Here is a 16,410-nt window from a genome sequence, read left to right on the forward strand (position 1 = left end):
GGTGAACACGTTTTCCAGTGTTCAGCCTGATGCATTGCACGGTTATTACGTCACTGGTTATTAACCAAAATTTCCTGGGGGATAAATGAGCGCGGGAAGCCCAAAATTCACCGTTAGCCGCATTGCGGCATTGTCACTGGTTTCGCTATGGCTGGCAGGTTGTTCCAACACGTCTAATCCACCTGCACCCGTCAACTCTGTTGACGGCGGCGCACCGTCGAGCACCAATTCAGGTATGCTGATCACGCCTCCGCCAAAAATGGGGACCACGGCGACACAACAAACGCCGCAAATTCAGCCCGTTCAGCAGCAGCCTCAGATTACCCAACCTGCGCAAATCCAGTCCGTCTCGCAACAACCCGTGCAGACGGAAAATGGCCGTATTGTTTACAACCGTAAATACGGTGACATTCCGAAAGGCAGCTACACTGGCGGCAGCACCTACACCGTTAAGAAAGGCGACACCCTTTTCTATATTGCCTGGATAACCGGAAACGACTTCCGTGACCTTGCTCAGCGCAACAATGTTGCGGCGCCCTACGGGTTGAACGTAGGACAAACGCTTCAGGTGGGTAATGCATCCGGCGCGCCAATTACGGGTGGAAACGCCATCACCCAGGCGGATGCAGCACAGCAAGGAGTTGTGACCCACCCTGCACAAAATTCCACCGTTGCTGTTGCGTCTAAACCGACAATTACGTATTCTGAGGACTCAGGTGAACAAAGTGCTAATAAAATGTTGCCGAACAATCAGCCCGCTGGGACGGTTGTCACAGCCCCTGTAACGGCATCATCAACGAGCACAACCCAACCGACTGCAAGCAGTATGTCTACCAGTGCGCCAATCTCTAAATGGCTCTGGCCGACCGATGGCAAAGTGATCGAAAACTTCGCGGCTACCGAGGGTGGCAATAAAGGTATCGACATTGCAGGCAGTAAAGGACAGGCAATCGTCGCGACCGGAGATGGACGCGTCGTGTATGCCGGTAATGCTCTGCGCGGTTACGGTAATTTAATTATCATCAAACACAACGATGATTACCTGAGTGCCTACGCCCATAACGATACGATGCTGGTCCGGGAACAACAAGACATCAAGGCGGGGCAAAAAATCGCTACCATGGGTAGCACCGGAACCAGTTCAACACGCTTGCATTTTGAAATTCGTTACAAGGGGAAATCCGTAAACCCGCTGCAATACTTGCCGCAGCGATAAAGCGTCGGAACCAGGCTTTCACTTGCTAGTTCCGTCAAGGGATCACGGGTAGGAGCCACCTTATGAGTCAGAATACGCTGAAAGTTCATGATTTAAATGAAGACGCGGAATTTGATGAGAACGGAGTAGAGGCTTTTGATGAGAAAGCCTTGAGTGAAGAGGAACCCAGTGATAACGACCTGGCTGAAGAAGAGCTGTTATCGCAGGGTGCTACACAGCGTGTGTTGGACGCGACTCAGCTTTACCTTGGTGAGATTGGTTATTCGCCACTGTTAACGGCCGAAGAAGAAGTTTATTTCGCGCGTCGCGCACTGCGTGGAGATGTTGCCTCTCGCCGTCGGATGATTGAAAGTAACCTGCGTCTGGTGGTGAAAATTGCCCGCCGTTATGGCAATCGGGGTCTGGCATTGCTGGATCTGATTGAAGAGGGCAATCTGGGACTTATCCGTGCCGTCGAGAAGTTTGACCCTGAGCGTGGGTTCCGCTTCTCAACATACGCAACCTGGTGGATTCGCCAGACGATTGAACGGGCGATTATGAATCAAACCCGTACGATCCGACTGCCGATTCACATTGTTAAAGAGCTGAACGTCTATCTGCGTACTGCGCGTGAGTTGTCGCATAAACTGGACCACGAACCGAGTGCGGAAGAGATTGCAGAGCAACTGGATAAACCGGTTGATGACGTTAGCCGTATGCTTCGTCTTAACGAGCGCATTACCTCGGTAGACACCCCGTTGGGTGGCGATTCCGAAAAAGCGTTGCTGGATATCCTGGCCGATGAAAAAGAAAACGGCCCGGAAGACACCACGCAAGATGATGATATGAAACAAAGTATCGTCAAATGGCTGTTCGAACTGAACGCCAAACAGCGTGAAGTGCTGGCACGTCGTTTCGGTCTGCTGGGATATGAAGCTGCGACACTGGAAGATGTGGGCCGTGAAATTGGCCTCACCCGTGAACGTGTTCGCCAGATTCAGGTAGAAGGTCTGCGTCGTCTGCGTGAAATCCTGCAGACGCAGGGGCTGAATATCGAAGCGCTGTTCCGCGAGTAAGCAAAGTCATATCAAGAAAGGCCAGCCTCATTGAGACTGGCCTTTTTCTTTTGCGTGACCCGTCCCGAATCGATGTAGGCCTGATAAGCGAAACGCCATCAGGCAATGTTATCCGGTATCACCCCATCATCTTGCGAACCAGCCGTGTAAATTGTTCGCGCTCTTCATCACTTAAACGACCCAGAAACTCCTCATCGACGCGATTTCCTTGCGGGGTAACGCTCGCCAGTAATGCGGCCCCTTCTGGGGTCAGATACACAAAACGGCGTCGCTTATCCATCGGGTCGTTTTCACGCCTCACCAGACCCCGGCTTTCCATCCGGCTCAGCATTTCAGCCAGCGTCGCTTTGGTACTGACCGCGGCTTCCATTAAGGCGACCTGCTCAATGCCGGGGCGCTCCGCAATGGCACGCATCACCGCATACTGAGGTTTGGTCAGACTCGGCAATTCATGCTGCCAGCGAGCCGTGTGTTGCTGAAAAAGCTGACGTAGCAGGTGAAACGCTGTGTTTCGTAACTCCATGAGAACTCCGGGATGACTGTCTGCGTCTATCATAACGGGTTCCAGCCCGTTTTTTAATGTGGGAATTTGTGCGGCGCGTTGCACTGCGACTTGTCGTGACGGTATCTCAGGCGTATTTTATCTAAAACGTTCGTATAAGAACAAAATTGAAGGCATGCTTACACTTTCGCGCATGGGGGTGGCGATGGTGCCGCCCATGCCCGCGTTCTATAACCCTCCACAAAGCGTTGATGACATCACACAGCACATCGTGGCGCGCGTGCTGGATCAATTTGGCCTGGAACACCCGCACGCCAGGCGCTGGCAGGGATTGCAGCAGACACTGAATTTTTCTCAGGAGAATGAATAATGGCATTTGATGATTTACGCAGCTTTTTACAGGCGCTCGACGATCACGGGCAGTTGCTGAAAATCAACGAGGAGGTCAACGCCGAGCCGGATCTGGCCGCCGCCGCTAACGCGACCGGGCGAATTGGCGACGGAGCACCGGCGCTGTGGTTTGATAACATTCGCGGTTTTACCGATGCCCGCGTCGCAATGAACACCATCGGTTCCTGGCAAAACCACGCGATTTCTCTCGGCCTGCCGCCCAATACCCCAGTGAGAAAACAGATTGATGAGTTTATCCGCCGCTGGGATAACTTTCCCATTGCGCCAGAGCGTCGCGCTAACCCGGCGTGGGCCGAGAATACCGTAGACGGTGAAGAGATTAACCTGTTCGATATTCTGCCGCTGTTTCGTTTAAACGACGGTGACGGTGGTTTTTATCTCGATAAAGCCTGCGTTGTCTCTCGCGACCCGCTTGATCCTGAGCATTTCGGCAAGCAAAACGTCGGGATCTACCGCATGGAAGTGAAGGGTAAGCGGAAGCTTGGCCTGCAACCGGTGCCGATGCACGACATCGCCCTGCACCTGCATAAAGCGGAAGAGCGCGGCGAAGATCTGCCCATCGCGATTACGCTGGGCAACGATCCTGTTATCACCCTGATGGGGGCGACGCCGCTGAAATACGATCAGTCTGAATACGAAATGGCGGGCGCGCTGCGTGAAAGCCCGTACCCGATCGCCACCGCGCCGCTAACCGGTTTTGATGTGCCGTGGGGGGCGGAAGTTATTCTCGAAGGTGTCATCGAAAGCCGCAAACGCGAAATCGAAGGGCCGTTCGGCGAATTTACCGGGCACTACTCCGGCGGGCGCAACATGACGGTGGTACGCATCGATAAAGTCTCTTATCGCACGAAACCGATTTTTGAATCGCTCTATCTCGGCATGCCGTGGACCGAAATCGACTACCTGATGGGGCCGGCCACCTGCGTCCCGCTTTACCAGCAACTGAAAGCTGAATTCCCGGAAGTGCAGGCGGTAAACGCCATGTACACCCACGGCCTGCTGGCGATTATCTCCACCAAAAAACGCTACGGCGGTTTTGCCCGCGCGGTTGGCCTGCGCGCAATGACCACGCCACATGGTCTGGGTTACGTGAAAATGGTGATCATGGTCGATGAAGACGTTGACCCGTTCAACCTGCCGCAGGTGATGTGGGCGCTCTCCTCGAAAGTGAACCCGGCAGGCGACCTGGTGCAGTTGCCGAATATGTCGGTGCTGGAACTTGACCCCGGCTCCAGTCCGGCGGGGATCACCGACAAACTGATTATCGACGCCACCACGCCGGTCGCCCCGGACAAGCGTGGTCATTACAGCCAGCCGGTGGTGGATTTACCGGAAACCAAAGCCTGGGCTGAAAAACTGACCGCCATGCTGGCCGCACGCAAATAAGGAGAATGTGATGATTTGCCCACGTTGTGCTGATGAACAAATTGAAGTGATGGCGACATCGCCAGTGAAAGGGGTATGGACGGTTTATCAGTGCCAGCACTGTCTCTACACCTGGCGTGATACTGAACCGCTGCGCCGCACCAGCCGCGAACACTATCCACAGGCGTTTCGGATGACGCAAAAAGATATTGATGACGCGCCAATGGTGCCGAGTATTCCGCCGCTGCTGGCGGAAGATAAGCGCTCATAAAACAGTGCCGGGCGGGGCTTCGCCATACCCGGCCTGTCGAGTAATCCGCGAGGGCCACGCCTTCGCGGATTATGGGTTTTACACCAAACTCTTTAACCGATAAATCCACTCCAGCGCCTGGCGCGGCGTCAGGGAATCGGGATCGAGGTTCTCCAGTGCTTCAACGGCAGGGGAAGTCTCCTCCGGGGCTGACAGCAGAGACATCTGCGTACCGTCTACCTGGGTGGCGGCGGCATTCGGCGAAAGGCTTTCCAGTTCGCGCAGTTTCTGGCGTGCGCGTTTAATCACCTCTTTTGGTACACCCGCCAGTGCGGCAACTGCCAGGCCATAGCTCTTGCTGGCGGCGCCATCCTGCACGCTGTGCATAAACGCGATAGTTTCACCGTGCTCCAGCGCATCCAGATGAACGTTGGCAACGCCTTCCATTTTCTCCGGTAACTGAGTCAGTTCGAAGTAGTGGGTGGCAAACAACGTCAACGCTTTGATTTTGTTTGCCAGATTTTCTGCACAAGCCCACGCCAGCGACAGGCCGTCGTAGGTGGAGGTGCCGCGACCAATCTCATCCATTAACACCAGGCTGCTTTCGGTGGCGTTGTGCAGGATATTGGCGGTTTCGGTCATCTCCACCATAAAGGTCGAGCGACCAGAAGCCAGATCGTCTGCCGCGCCGACGCGGGTGAAAATGCGATCAATTGGGCCGATCTCCACGCTTTGCGCTGGAACATAACTGCCGATGTAGGCCAGCAGCGCAATCAGCGCAGTTTGACGCATGTAGGTACTTTTACCGCCCATATTGGGGCCGGTAATGATCAACATCCGACGCTGCGGTGAGAGCGTTAACGGGTTGGCGATAAACGGCTCGGTGAGCACCTGTTCCACCACCGGATGGCGACCTTCGATAATCCGAATGCCGGGTTTATCCGTGAATGTTGGGCAGGTGTAGTTCAGCGTATACGCGCGTTCGGCGAGATTGATCAGGACGTCCAGCTCAGCCAGGGCTGTCGCGCTCTGTTGCAGGTCTGCCAGGTGTGGCAGCAGCAGGTCAAACAGCGCGTCATACAGTTGTTTTTCCAGCGCCAGCGCCTTGCCTTTGGAGGTGAGAACTTTGTCCTCGTACTCTTTCAGTTCAGGGATAATGTAGCGCTCGGCGTTCTTCAGCGTCTGGCGGCGTACATAGTTGATTGGCGCAAGATGGCTCTGACCACGGCTTATCTGAATGTAATAACCGTGCACCGCGTTATAACCGACTTTCAGGGTATCCAGACCGGTACGCTCGCGCTCGCGAATTTCCAGACGGTCGAGATAGTCGGTTGCGCCATCAGCCAGCGCACGCCACTCGTCCAGCTCTTCATTGTAACCCGGAGCAATGACGCCGCCGTCGCGAACCAGCACCGGTGGTGCATCGACAACCGCCCGTTCCAGCAATTCGCGCAGCTCCGTAAACTCGCCCATTTTTTCACGCAGCATCTGTACCGGATGGCTGTTCACCGTTGCCAACTGAGTGCGCAGTTCCGGCAACTGCTGGAAGGCGTGACGCATACGGGCGAGATCGCGTGGGCGGGCGGTTCGCAGCGCCAGGCGCGCGAGAATACGTTCCAGATCGCCCACCTGTCGCAGCACCGGTTGCAATTCGCCGGTGGCATCCTGCAACGCGCCAATGGTTTGCTGGCGTTCGGTCAGAATTTTGGTGTCACGCACCGGCATATGCAGCCAGCGCTTGAGCATTCGACTGCCCATCGGGGTAACGGTGCAATCAAGCACAGAAGCCAGCGTATTCTCCACACCCCCAGCCAGGTTTTGCGTGATCTCCAGGTTACGGCGCGTGGCGGCATCCATGATGATGCTGTCCTGCTGGCGTTCCATGGTGATGGAACGGATGTGCGGCAGCGATGTGCGCTGGGTATCTTTCACGTACTGCAACAGGCAACCTGCGGCGCATAATCCGCGCGGGGCGTTCTCCACGCCAAAGCCAATCAGATCCCGCGTGCCAAATTGAAGGTTCAGTTGCTGGCGAGCAGTATCGATTTCAAATTCCCACAGCGGACGGCGGCGCAAACCGCGACGGCCTTCGATAAGCGTGGTTTCAGCGAAATCTTCCGCATAGAGCAGTTCGGCAGGGTTGGTGCGCTGTAACTCGGCGGCCATGGTTTCACGGTCAGCAGGTTCGCTGACGCGAAAACGCCCGGAACTGATATCCAGCGTGGCGTAACCGTAGCCTTTGCCGTCTTGCCAGATAGCGGCCAACAGGTTGTCCTGGCGTTCCTGCAACAACGCTTCATCACTGATGGTGCCTGGCGTAACAATACGCACGACCTTGCGCTCAACCGGGCCTTTGCTGGCCGCCGGATCGCCAATCTGTTCGCAAATCGCCACGGACTCGCCCTGATTGACCAATTTGGCGAGGTAGTTTTCGACCGCGTGATGCGGGATGCCCGCCATCGGGATAGGTTCGCCCGCAGAGGCGCCGCGTTTAGTCAGCGAGATATCGAGCAGTTGAGACGCACGCTTAGCATCGTCATAAAACAGTTCGTAAAAATCACCCATGCGATAGAACAGCAGGATCTCCGGATGCTGTGCTTTCAGCTTGAGATACTGCTGCATCATGGGGGTATGAGAATCTAAATTTGCTATTGAAGTCATTGGTTTGTGATGTCCATTTTCTTTAATTTTAATGAGTGAGTGATTTTTATTGTTCTCATTAAGTTTTACGGCGTCTCATTGGATCTCATGAACGTCTGCATTAACTGTTCATGACTACATAGAGAGCATGATAACGGACTCTTTATGGCAGGAAAACAAGCGGCAGAGCCTCTGTCGTTTAAAACGCCAGAAATGATGGTATCGGGTGATAAGCGCAACATTGTGATTAGCGAAAATCGGATCTTGTACATTTCTCGCGGTACAACCAGAGTGGCGTTTTTCTTCTACTATTCCCCCCACCCACAGACGGGTTAACTGGCCCGGATGAATAATCCGCACCTCGTGATATCCCGCTGCGCCGGGAAACATTTCGTCATAACATGATGTTATTTTAGGTCGCGAAATTAATATCGCTGACTATTAATTTCAATTGCATTAATACTAATTTAAGTTCGAATTAAACATGTCCTTTAAATGCAACAAACGGGTTGTGTGAAATATATTCTTGAGCTGTCTTTATGGGTAATTCTACTAATTGTGGTAGTAGAAGTAATTACGTTGGTGGGGTAATGAAATTTTTCATGTTTTTAATTTTATTTCTTATAAATCAATTGTATGTATTGTTTTTATTGAGGGGGAAAAATCAGAGAAGACCTTTTAAAAACCTTTGCCAGGATTAATCCTATAATAGTCTGAAACCCTCTAAATATGGTGGGTGATGACCAGATAATATTGAATTGATGAAAAGCTTATGTACACTTGTTTCCTGTTTGTTAAAAATCCCAGGATAAAATCGGGCCTTATTCTGTAAGGCTTTTGCGGTAGCCATACCCAAAGGATAGTAACCCTTATAAAGTGTCTGGAATATTCTTGACGACAGCATTCAAATCTAATTTACCTCTCATCTTGATTATTATCTAAATATCGCTACGGAAAAGCATATGAAAATGCGCGTACTGTTTTCACTTCTGTTTGTAATGGCAGTGGCGGGCTGTAAAGCGCCGCAGAAACCTGTGATTACCGACGATACCATCGTGACCAGCCAGGTGAATGGCGTCACGTTAACCCACCGACATATTGTCGTTCCGCCTGCGGAATTTACGTCAGTGAACGAACCTTATCGCGCAATGTATCCGGCTTCTCTGATGAGCCGCCCAGACTACAGCGGAAAGGTCATCCGTACCCTTGAAACCGGTAAAACCTACACGGTACTGGGACAGGTAGAGTCCTTCTGGATGGCGCTCGCCGACGAGGGCAACGATCAACTGATCGGTTATGTGCCAATGCGGGCCGTGATTAAGGCCGACCAGTATGACGCGACGGTACGTAAGCAGGCCATGCGACCAAAAGCGCGTAAGAAAACCACCTGCGTAGACGTAGACGGTAACAGCAAAGCCTGCAAAGACAACGCCAACGGAACCTGGATCCTGAACTAAACGGGCTTCACGAGCTTATTTTTATGAATAATAAAAGTTTTCACAGGATGTGGTTGGCGTTTTACGTGGTGCTATTCACCCTGGTTAGCGGTTGTTCATCGTCTTCACACAGCGATCCCTCCCGCTACAATCTGCAGTTTCAGGCCCATCCGCAAATCAATGATTCGGCGCCGCTCAAAGTGAGAGTGCTGCTGCTGAAATCTGATGCGGATTTCATGTCCAGCGACTTTTATTCCCTACAGAACAACGCGTCGACCACGCTTGGCGCGAATCTGCTTAACAGCGATGTGTTCTTTCTGATGCCTGACCAGCTTACGAAAACCCTGAGCGGACAAAGTTCGCCTGAAGCACGCTACATCGGTGTGATGGCGGAATATCAAATGCTGGATGGAAAAAAGTGGCGCGTCTCTCTCCCGTTGCCTGTCCCTGGCGAAAATCATCTTTACTCGTTCTGGAAAGGGGCCGCAGACGAACTGCAGGCCAGCATCTTTCTTGATGTAAACGGCATCCGGGTCATCAGCCAGTAACGCGCTTCATAACAGGAATCACATCATCATGACGAAAGCAGAAAAGGTCGTCTGGACCGAAGGGATGTTTCTGCGTCCACACCATTTTCAGCGGACAGAGAGTTTCCTGCTCAACCAGATGCGGGAATGGGGAGTGCTGCAACGATCGTATCTGTGGGGATTTCTCGATGTTGAACTGGACGAGGCGATGCTCCGTCAGGGATGCATTGCGCTGAGCTACGCGAGCGGGCTACTTCCCGACGGCACCTTTTTCCACGTGCGCAATGGTCGCAATGCGCCGCCGCCGCTGAAAATCCCTGACAACCTCACCAATGAAAAAGTGGTGCTGGCATTACCGGTTCGCCGGGGTGAGCGTGAAGAAGTCATCTTTAGTGAAGAGCATGCTTCGCCGGCGCGCTTCATAGCCTATGAGCAAGACGTTGAAGACGATAACGCGATGTCGGTAGGCGACGCCACGGTACAGTTTGGCCGGTTGCGCCTGAAATTGATGCTGGAAACCGATCTGACGGCGGAATGGACCGCTATCGGCGTGGCGTTCGTCACTGAGAAGCGTAACGACAATCACCTGCGGCTGGATAACACCTACATCCCGCCGATGCTGAATGCCAACAACAGCCCGCAGCTTTACAGCATGATTAACGATCTCCACGGTTTACTGGTTCAGCGCAGCCAGCAGATCGGCGGGCGTTTGCGACAGCCTGGGCGTTTTAACACGTCTGAACTGATTGAATTTACGCTGCTTTCGCTGGTAAATCGCCATCTTGGCGAGGTGTCGCATGTCAAAACGCTCCCGCTGATTCACCCGGAAACGCTCTGGCGCAACTGGCTGCCGTTTGCCACCGAACTCGCCACCTGGACGTCGCAGCGCACCGCAGAAAGCATACTGCCCGTGTACGATCATGACGACCTGGCGGGTTGTTTTAGCAAGCTGATGCTGATGCTCCGTCAGGGGCTGTCGCTGGTGATGGAAGACCATGCGATTCAGTTACCGCTCAACGAACGTTCCCACGGCCTGAATATTGCCACCGTATCGGAAACGAGCATGGTGCGTGAGTTCGGTTTCGTGCTGGCCGTGAAAGCCAACGTGCCGGGCGAGCAGTTGCAAACCCATTTCCCTGCGCAAATGAAAGTGGCGCCCGTCTCCAAAATCCGCGATCTGGTTCAGCTTCAGTTGCCGGGCATTATGCTGCGCGCTATGCCCGTCGCGCCGCCGCAGATCCCCTGGCACGCCGGCTACAGCTACTTCGAGCTGGAAAAAGGGGGAGAGCTGTGGAACGAGATGGATAAGTCTGGCGCGTTCGCCCTGCATCTTGCGGGGGAGTTCCCGGGACTCGATATGGAGTTTTGGGCCATCCGTAGCCCGACAGAATAATAAAGCGAGCGCTTACTATGCAGGAACGACAGGAGCCCGGCAGCGATGCCGCGTTTACCACCGCGAGTGGCAATAACCCGCTGGTGGCGGCCGCCAATCCGCTGCTCAATGCGATTGCGCAAATTCGTCACTCGGTTTCTCACGATGATCAGTTGGCGTTACGCCAGCGCTTAATCGACGAAATTCGCCGCTTCGAAGTGCGCTGCCAGCAGGCAGGATTGCCGTATGAAGTGATCGTCGGCGCACGCTACTGCCTGTGTACGGCGCTGGACGAAGCCGCCGCGCTCACCCCCTGGGGCAGCAGCGGCGTCTGGTCCAGCAGCGGGCTGCTGGTGACCTTTCATAACGAAACCTGGGGCGGGGAGAAGTTCTTCCAGCTATTGGCGCGTCTGTCGCAGAATCCGCGCGAACACCTCCTGTTGCTGGAGATGATCAACTACTGTCTGCTGCTCGGTTTTGAAGGGCGCTATCGGGTGCTGGATAACGGTCGTACCCAGCTTGAAACCATCAAGCAGCGGCTGTGGCAGATGATCCGTGGCGTGCGCGGCAGCTATCCGCCAGCGCTCTCCCCGCATCCCGAAGATACCCCGGTGCTGCGCAAACTCTGGCGACCGATGGTGCCGCTGTGGGCCTGCGTGGCGCTGGGCGGTTTTATCGCCTGCCTGTTCTATATCGTTCTTAACTGGCGCCTCGGCGACAGCACCAATCCGGTGCTGGCGAAGATTTACCAGTCTCAACTGCCGGAAGCCACGATTCAACATCCGGCGCAACAACTGCCTGCGGTGCTGAACCTGCGCGGTTTCCTGAAACCTGAAATAGATGCCGGGCTACTGGTGGTGAAGGATGAAGCGGATCGCAGCGTGGTGATTCTGAAAGGTGACGGTCTGTTCGCTTCCGCCTCCACGGTGGTGCGCGACCGCTATGAACCGGTCATCGACCGTATCGCCCAGGCGATGAATAACGTCAGCGGCAAAATTCTGGTGGTGGGGTACAGCGACAACCTGCCGATTCGCAGCGCGCGTTTTGCCTCCAACTATGAGCTTTCGCTGGAACGCGCCCGTTCAGTACAAAAACAATTGCAGGGAAGACTCTCGCAACCTGAACGCGTGAAAGCGGAAGGGCGAGGCGAGATCAATCCCGTCGCGCCAAACAACACGCCAGAAAACCGCGCCCGTAACCGCCGTGTGGAAATTACTCTGCTGGTGTCGCCTGAAAATACCCAGGCTGAGCTGAACGGATTGCCGCAAGGAAACTAAGGATGCTGACAACTCTTCTTTCCATTCTCACTAATCGCGTGCTGTGGAGCCTGCTCGGCGTGACGGCGCTCGCTGCGGTGATCTGGATGATTGGCCCGCTGCTCTCCATCGTGGATACCCGGCCGCTCGAATCTGAACAGAACCGCATCATCAGCATCGCGGTGGTCTACCTGATTTGGGCCCAGAGCCACATTCTGCCGCGTCTGTATAACGCCTGGCTCAACCGCAAGTTGATGGACAAGCTCAATGAGAATACCACCAGCCCGGAAGCGGCAGACCACCAGAAGCGGCTGAACAGCGAGGAGCAGATCCTCGCCGGACGTTTCGACGAAGCGGCGCAGATGCTGAAAAAAGCGCACTTCAGCAAAGCGGGTAACCGCACGCAGTGGACGCAGCGCTTCAGTACGCAATATCTCTATCAGTTGCCGTGGTATGTGATCATCGGCGCGCCGGGTTCCGGCAAAACGACAGCGCTGGCCAATTCCGGGCTGCAATTCCCGCTGGCGGACCGCTTCGGTAAAACCGCGCTGCGGGGCATCGGCGGCACCCGTAACTGCGACTGGTGGTTTACCAACGAGGCGGTGCTGCTGGACACCGCCGGGCGCTACACCACGCAAGAGAGTGAACAGGTGCAGGACGCCAGCGAATGGCTGGAGTTCATCGCGCTGCTGCGTAAATACCGCCGCCGTCAGCCGATTAACGGCGTCATTATCACCATCAGTCTTTCCGATTTGCTGACCCAGTCCGCGGAGGCCTCCCGCCAGCAGGCGGTGAACCTGCGCCAGCGTCTTTCTGAACTGCATGAGCAACTGGGTATTCGCTTCCCGGTCTATGTGATGGTGACCAAGGCCGACCTGCTCAAAGGTTTCCGCGCCTGGTTTGCTGATTACGACAAAGCGCAGCGCGATCAGATCTGGGGCTTTACGCTCCCCTGGGAGCAGACTAAACACGCCGACTTTGATCTGATGGGCAACTTCACCTGGGAGTTCTCGCTTCTGCAACAGCGACTGGATGCGGGTCTGCCGGAAACCATGCTTAAAGAGCACGATGCGAAAACCCGCGCCGACGCGTATCTTTTTCCGCAGGAATTCGCCGCGCTGCGCCCGTTGCTGGCAGACTACCTGAGCACGGTTTTCGCCCGTTCTAACTTTGAAACTGAGTTCTCACCGCGCGGGATCTACTTCGCCAGCGGGACTCAGGAGGGAATGCCGTTCGACCGTGTGATGGGTGAACTGAATCGCGCGCTCTCGTTGCCGGAAGGCGAGGAAAGTGAACGCTGGGATTCTGTCAGCAAGGCGTCGCCAATTCCGGGCGCGAAAGGCCAGAGTTTCTTCATCAAAAACCTGCTGCAAAACGTCATTTTCCAGGAAGCGGGTATCGCCGGGGAAAACCGCTGGTGGGAACTGCGCAATCGCGCCGTTACCTGGTCTGGCTATGCGGCGATCCTCGCCCTGCTGGTTATCCTTAGCGGGCTGTGGCTTATCAGCTTTAACCGGAACAAAGCATATCTGGAAGAAGTCGATGCAAAAGTGCCGCGCCTGGAACAGCAGAGCAACGCGTTGCAAAACCAGCCACAGCGCGATCTGTTTGCCCTCCTGCCGTTGCTTAACGATCTGGTGGATCTGCCAAAAAGCGACGCATTTGACGTCAACGATCCTCCGGTGACTCGCCGTATGGGGCTTTATCGCGGTGATGACGTCAGCGACGCCTCGCAGTCTCTGTATCAGAAAGCGCTGGATCAAATGCTGCTGCCTGCCGTGGCGATGCACATCACCACCTGGCTGCGTAACGATAACGGCAGCGATGTGGAATACAGCTATGAGGCGCTGAAAGCGTATCAGATGCTCTATCAGCCGAAGCATTACGACGGCAAGTTTCTGCACTCGTGGGTGATGCTGAATTTACAACGCAATCTGCCGCAAAACGTCACGCAGGCGCAGCTTCAGCAGCTCGAATGGCATCTGACGCAACTGCTGGAGCCGCAAATTCAGTCTTCGCCGTATGCCCAGGACGAGACGCTGGTGGCGCGCGAGCGGGCGCTGATCAACCAGCAGCCGCTCTCCACCCGCGTTTATGGTCGCCTGAAGCGTCTGCTTGAGCATGATGAAAATCTGCAGCCAGTTTCGCTGGCGGATCTCGGCGGCCCGCAAAGCGAACTGGTCTTTTCACGCAAAAGCGGCAAACCGGTGAGTGAAGGCGTACCGGGCCTCTACACCCCGGACGGCTACTGGAAAAGCGTTAACGGTCAGATAGATAACGTGACCACCGCCTTACGCGAAGATGACACCTGGGTGCTGGGCGCGACGTCATCGCAGGAAGACAAACCGCAGATCGATAACGCCGTACGCCAGCTCTACATGCGTGACTTTATCGCGAACTGGGATCGCTTCCTTGCGGATATTCAGCTCAACAACAGCGCCGATCTTTCTCAGCGCATCAATACGGCGCGCCTGCTCTCCGGCGCTAACTCGCCGCTGCGCCGCCTGGTTCAGAATCTGAGCCAGGTGCTGGATCTGTCGCACGCTGCGCCAGCGCCCGGGGATGCCGGGAAACCTCAGGAACAGGGCAACCGGGCCACCCGCACGCTGGAAGCGCTGTTTAGCAACAATGACGCGGCGCCGACACAGAGCGCGGTCATGACGCAAACCCCTGAACAGCGGGTTACCGAGCATTATGCGCCGATGATTGAGCTGGCACAGCCGCTGGAGAAGGGCGGTAAAACACTCGTCTTTGATGATTTTCTCAAACAGATTGATGAGCTTTACCGCTACCTGACGGCCGTCCAGGACGCCGCTAACAGCGGTATGCCAGCACCGGGCGGCGAAGCGATTAGCCGTTTGCAGGCCAGCGCCGGTCGTCTGCCTGGCGGTCTGCAAACCATGTTCAGCAATATGGCTGTGGGTGCCAGCAGTGACACCCAGCGCCGTGACCTGGAAAACGTCCGCAAGCGGATTAACGTGGAAGTCGGCGGTTTCTGTCGTCAGGCGATTGCCGGTCGTTACCCGCTGGTTCGCAGTGCCAGCACTGAGGTCACGCCTGACGATCTCGCCCGCATGTTCGCGCCGGGCACCGGGTTAATGGATACCTTTTTTCGCGACAATCTGACCAACAAGGTAGATACCACCCAGGCGAACTGGCGCTTTATGCCGGGCATCGATGGCAAAACCCTGCCGGGGAGTGAAGGGCTGCTGCGTCCGTTCCAGCAGGCGCAGTCAATCCGGGACGCGTTTTTCGCCAACGGCGCAACCACGCCTTCTTTCAAGGTGACGGTACGCACTGTGCGGATGGATAACACCATTCTGAACCTGACCCTGGACGTGGACGGGCAGCAATTGCGCTACAGCCATGGGCCACAGGCAGTGCAGATTATGAACTGGCCGGGGCCGGGCGGTACAAATCAGGTGCGTATGCAGTTAGGGCTGGCGAATGGCAGCACGGCCACACTGGTGACCAACGGCGCCTGGGCGCTGAACCGCTTTTTTGATAAAGCGCGCACCAGTCCCGGCGCGGGCAGCCTGAGCCGTCAGGCTACCTTCAGCGTGGACGGTCATCAGGTCACGCTGGAGTTTGCGCCAAACAGCATTCGTAATCCGTTCCAGCTTCCCCGTTTCTCATGCCCATAACCGCAAGGACAGCCGTATGACAAATCCCCCTGCGATGAACCTCTACAGCTGGTATGGCAAATTACCCAGCGCAGGCGACTTTTTGCAGCGTCGTTTTCCTGACGCATTACAACGCCAGTGGTTCCACTGGTTTCAGGTCGGTCTGCTGGCCTGGCAACAGGAAGAACAGCGCAGCGGCGAGCGCCAGTTCGCCAAAGCCCCGGTGTGGAATTTTGTCGTGCCGCCGATGCTGGGTAGCCAGATGATCCAGATGGGCTGTCTGCTGCCAGCACGAGACAGCGTAGGGCGACAGTATCCGGTCTGCGTTCAGCTTAGCTTTACGCCTGCCGAGTGGTCGCCGTGTTTGTTGGGTCAGGCCGAAAGCTGGTATCAGCAACTTGGCCGGGGGGTATTGCACGCGGTGCGTAACGGTTACTCCGCCGCGCAACTGGAGGAGGCGCTGATGCTGATTCCGCCGCCGCAACCCGTCGAACCGCAGATGCGCTCCGACATCCTGGACGTGATTGGTTATGCCGAAGACGACCTGATTACGCTGGGGTGGCCGCAGGCGGCAGAGTGCTTCGACCCGCAGCGCCAGGCCAGCTTCTGGTGGACTAACCGTTGCGATGGCTACCCGCTTTACACCCACGTTCACAGCGGAAACTTTACCGGGCAGCTTTTTACGCTGCTGTTCGATCCGGCAGGCGGCGCCCGGCCAGGCCGTCACGGCCTCTATCCGCCGATGTTTGAATAAGCA

At 55.4% G+C, this 16,410-nt stretch carries 14 protein-coding genes and 1 pseudogene; 12 read left to right on the forward strand and 3 right to left on the reverse strand.

Annotation, left to right across the window (positions count from 1 at the left end; translation table 11 throughout):
* Nucleotides 1-60: 60 nt before the first annotated feature.
* Entirely contained in the window at nt 61-195 is a 135-nt protein-coding gene (locus tag ACO7SM_RS04590; RefSeq protein ID WP_490469884.1) for a peptidase, read from the reverse strand.
* On the opposite strand from ACO7SM_RS04590, the gene nlpD reads away from it, so the two are divergent.
* Together nlpD and rpoS are read left to right on the forward strand one after the other, a co-directional pair.
* The gene (gene nlpD / locus ACO7SM_RS04595; RefSeq protein WP_490469885.1) at nt 131-1,216 is read left to right on the forward strand and encodes a murein hydrolase activator NlpD; all 1,086 of its coding nucleotides are present in this window, start codon (nt 131-133) and stop codon (nt 1,214-1,216) included. The genes ACO7SM_RS04590 and nlpD overlap by 65 nt on opposite strands.
* Before the next feature lie 62 nt (nt 1,217-1,278).
* A complete protein-coding gene (gene rpoS / locus ACO7SM_RS04600; protein WP_000081498.1) occupies nt 1,279-2,271 on the forward strand; it encodes an RNA polymerase sigma factor RpoS in 993 nt (330 codons plus the stop codon).
* A gap of 118 nt (nt 2,272-2,389) precedes the next feature.
* Here the strand turns inward: rpoS and ACO7SM_RS04605 are convergent, their stop codons facing one another.
* Nucleotides 2,390-2,794 carry a MarR family winged helix-turn-helix transcriptional regulator gene (locus tag ACO7SM_RS04605; protein WP_490469886.1) on the reverse strand — a complete coding sequence of 135 codons (405 nt, stop codon included), beginning with the start codon at nt 2,792-2,794 and terminating at the stop codon, nt 2,390-2,392.
* A 145-nt stretch (nt 2,795-2,939) separates the two neighbouring features.
* On the opposite strand from ACO7SM_RS04605, the pseudogene ACO7SM_RS04610 reads away from it, so the two are divergent.
* The 3 genes and pseudogenes from ACO7SM_RS04610 to ACO7SM_RS04620 form a co-directional block, all read left to right on the forward strand.
* A pseudogene (locus ACO7SM_RS04610) lies at nt 2,940-3,143 on the forward strand (phenolic acid decarboxylase); the annotation flags it as partial.
* Nucleotides 3,143-4,570 (forward strand): non-oxidative hydroxyarylic acid decarboxylases subunit C, encoded by a 1,428-nt coding sequence (locus ACO7SM_RS04615; protein ID WP_490469887.1) that lies wholly within the window; start codon nt 3,143-3,145, stop codon nt 4,568-4,570. The pseudogene ACO7SM_RS04610 and the gene ACO7SM_RS04615, both read left to right, overlap by 1 nt.
* Before the next feature lie 10 nt (nt 4,571-4,580).
* Nucleotides 4,581-4,820, forward strand: a complete 240-nt coding sequence (locus ACO7SM_RS04620; RefSeq protein ID WP_490469888.1) for a non-oxidative hydroxyarylic acid decarboxylases subunit D — start codon at nt 4,581-4,583, stop codon at nt 4,818-4,820.
* A 78-nt stretch (nt 4,821-4,898) separates the two neighbouring features.
* On the opposite strand, the gene mutS is transcribed toward ACO7SM_RS04620, so the two are convergent.
* Nucleotides 4,899-7,460, reverse strand: coding sequence for a DNA mismatch repair protein MutS (gene mutS, locus ACO7SM_RS04625; protein WP_490469889.1), 2,562 nt, complete (start codon nt 7,458-7,460; stop codon nt 4,899-4,901).
* A gap of 144 nt (nt 7,461-7,604) precedes the next feature.
* Here mutS and ACO7SM_RS04630 point away from each other — a divergent pair, with 144 nt between their 5' ends.
* The 7 genes from ACO7SM_RS04630 to tagF all read left to right on the forward strand — a co-directional run bounded on the left by ACO7SM_RS04630 (nt 7,605) and on the right by tagF (nt 16,407).
* A complete protein-coding gene (locus ACO7SM_RS04630; RefSeq protein WP_490469890.1) occupies nt 7,605-7,775 on the forward strand; it encodes an integrase in 171 nt (56 codons plus the stop codon).
* 626 nt (nt 7,776-8,401) lie between these two features.
* Nucleotides 8,402-8,896: an SH3 domain-containing protein gene (locus ACO7SM_RS04635; protein WP_490469891.1), complete on the forward strand. Its 495-nt coding sequence runs from the start codon at nt 8,402-8,404 to the stop codon at nt 8,894-8,896.
* Nucleotides 8,897-8,919: 23 nt separating this feature from the next.
* Complete coding sequence (tssJ, locus tag ACO7SM_RS04640) at nt 8,920-9,423, forward strand: type VI secretion system lipoprotein TssJ (protein ID WP_490469892.1); 504 nt, start codon at nt 8,920-8,922, stop codon at nt 9,421-9,423.
* A 28-nt stretch (nt 9,424-9,451) separates the two neighbouring features.
* A complete protein-coding gene (tssK, locus tag ACO7SM_RS04645; protein ID WP_490469893.1) occupies nt 9,452-10,795 on the forward strand; it encodes a type VI secretion system baseplate subunit TssK in 1,344 nt (447 codons plus the stop codon).
* A gap of 17 nt (nt 10,796-10,812) precedes the next feature.
* Entirely contained in the window at nt 10,813-12,051 is a 1,239-nt protein-coding gene (locus ACO7SM_RS04650; RefSeq protein WP_490469894.1) for a DotU family type VI secretion system protein, read from the forward strand.
* Between the two features lie 2 nt (nt 12,052-12,053).
* Nucleotides 12,054-15,674 (forward strand): type VI secretion system membrane subunit TssM, encoded by a 3,621-nt coding sequence (gene tssM / locus ACO7SM_RS04655; protein ID WP_490469895.1) that lies wholly within the window; start codon nt 12,054-12,056, stop codon nt 15,672-15,674.
* A gap of 16 nt (nt 15,675-15,690) precedes the next feature.
* Complete coding sequence (gene tagF / locus ACO7SM_RS04660) at nt 15,691-16,407, forward strand: type VI secretion system-associated protein TagF (RefSeq protein WP_490469896.1); 717 nt, start codon at nt 15,691-15,693, stop codon at nt 16,405-16,407.
* Nucleotides 16,408-16,410: the final 3 nt, after the last annotated feature.

Source organism: Citrobacter sp. LJND-P06 (assembly GCF_058188415.1).

What these genes read in the sequence shown, in the direction of transcription:
- tssM (WP_490469895.1), top strand. Translation starts at nt 12,054, where the DNA reads ATGCTGACAACTCTTCTTTCCATTCTCACTAATCGCGTGCTGTGGAGC.
- tssK (WP_490469893.1), top strand. Translation starts at nt 9,452, where the DNA reads ATGACGAAAGCAGAAAAGGTCGTCTGGACCGAAGGGATGTTTCTGCGT.
- tssJ (WP_490469892.1), top strand. Translation starts at nt 8,920, where the DNA reads ATGAATAATAAAAGTTTTCACAGGATGTGGTTGGCGTTTTACGTGGTG.
- mutS (WP_490469889.1), bottom strand. Translation starts at nt 7,460, where the DNA reads ATGACTTCAATAGCAAATTTAGATTCTCATACCCCCATGATGCAGCAG.
- ACO7SM_RS04605 (WP_490469886.1), bottom strand. Translation starts at nt 2,794, where the DNA reads ATGGAGTTACGAAACACAGCGTTTCACCTGCTACGTCAGCTTTTTCAG.
- ACO7SM_RS04620 (WP_490469888.1), top strand. Translation starts at nt 4,581, where the DNA reads ATGATTTGCCCACGTTGTGCTGATGAACAAATTGAAGTGATGGCGACA.
- tagF (WP_490469896.1), top strand. Translation starts at nt 15,691, where the DNA reads ATGACAAATCCCCCTGCGATGAACCTCTACAGCTGGTATGGCAAATTA.
- ACO7SM_RS04650 (WP_490469894.1), top strand. Translation starts at nt 10,813, where the DNA reads ATGCAGGAACGACAGGAGCCCGGCAGCGATGCCGCGTTTACCACCGCG.
- rpoS (WP_000081498.1), top strand. Translation starts at nt 1,279, where the DNA reads ATGAGTCAGAATACGCTGAAAGTTCATGATTTAAATGAAGACGCGGAA.
- ACO7SM_RS04630 (WP_490469890.1), top strand. Translation starts at nt 7,605, where the DNA reads ATGGCAGGAAAACAAGCGGCAGAGCCTCTGTCGTTTAAAACGCCAGAA.
- ACO7SM_RS04615 (WP_490469887.1), top strand. Translation starts at nt 3,143, where the DNA reads ATGGCATTTGATGATTTACGCAGCTTTTTACAGGCGCTCGACGATCAC.
- ACO7SM_RS04635 (WP_490469891.1), top strand. Translation starts at nt 8,402, where the DNA reads ATGAAAATGCGCGTACTGTTTTCACTTCTGTTTGTAATGGCAGTGGCG.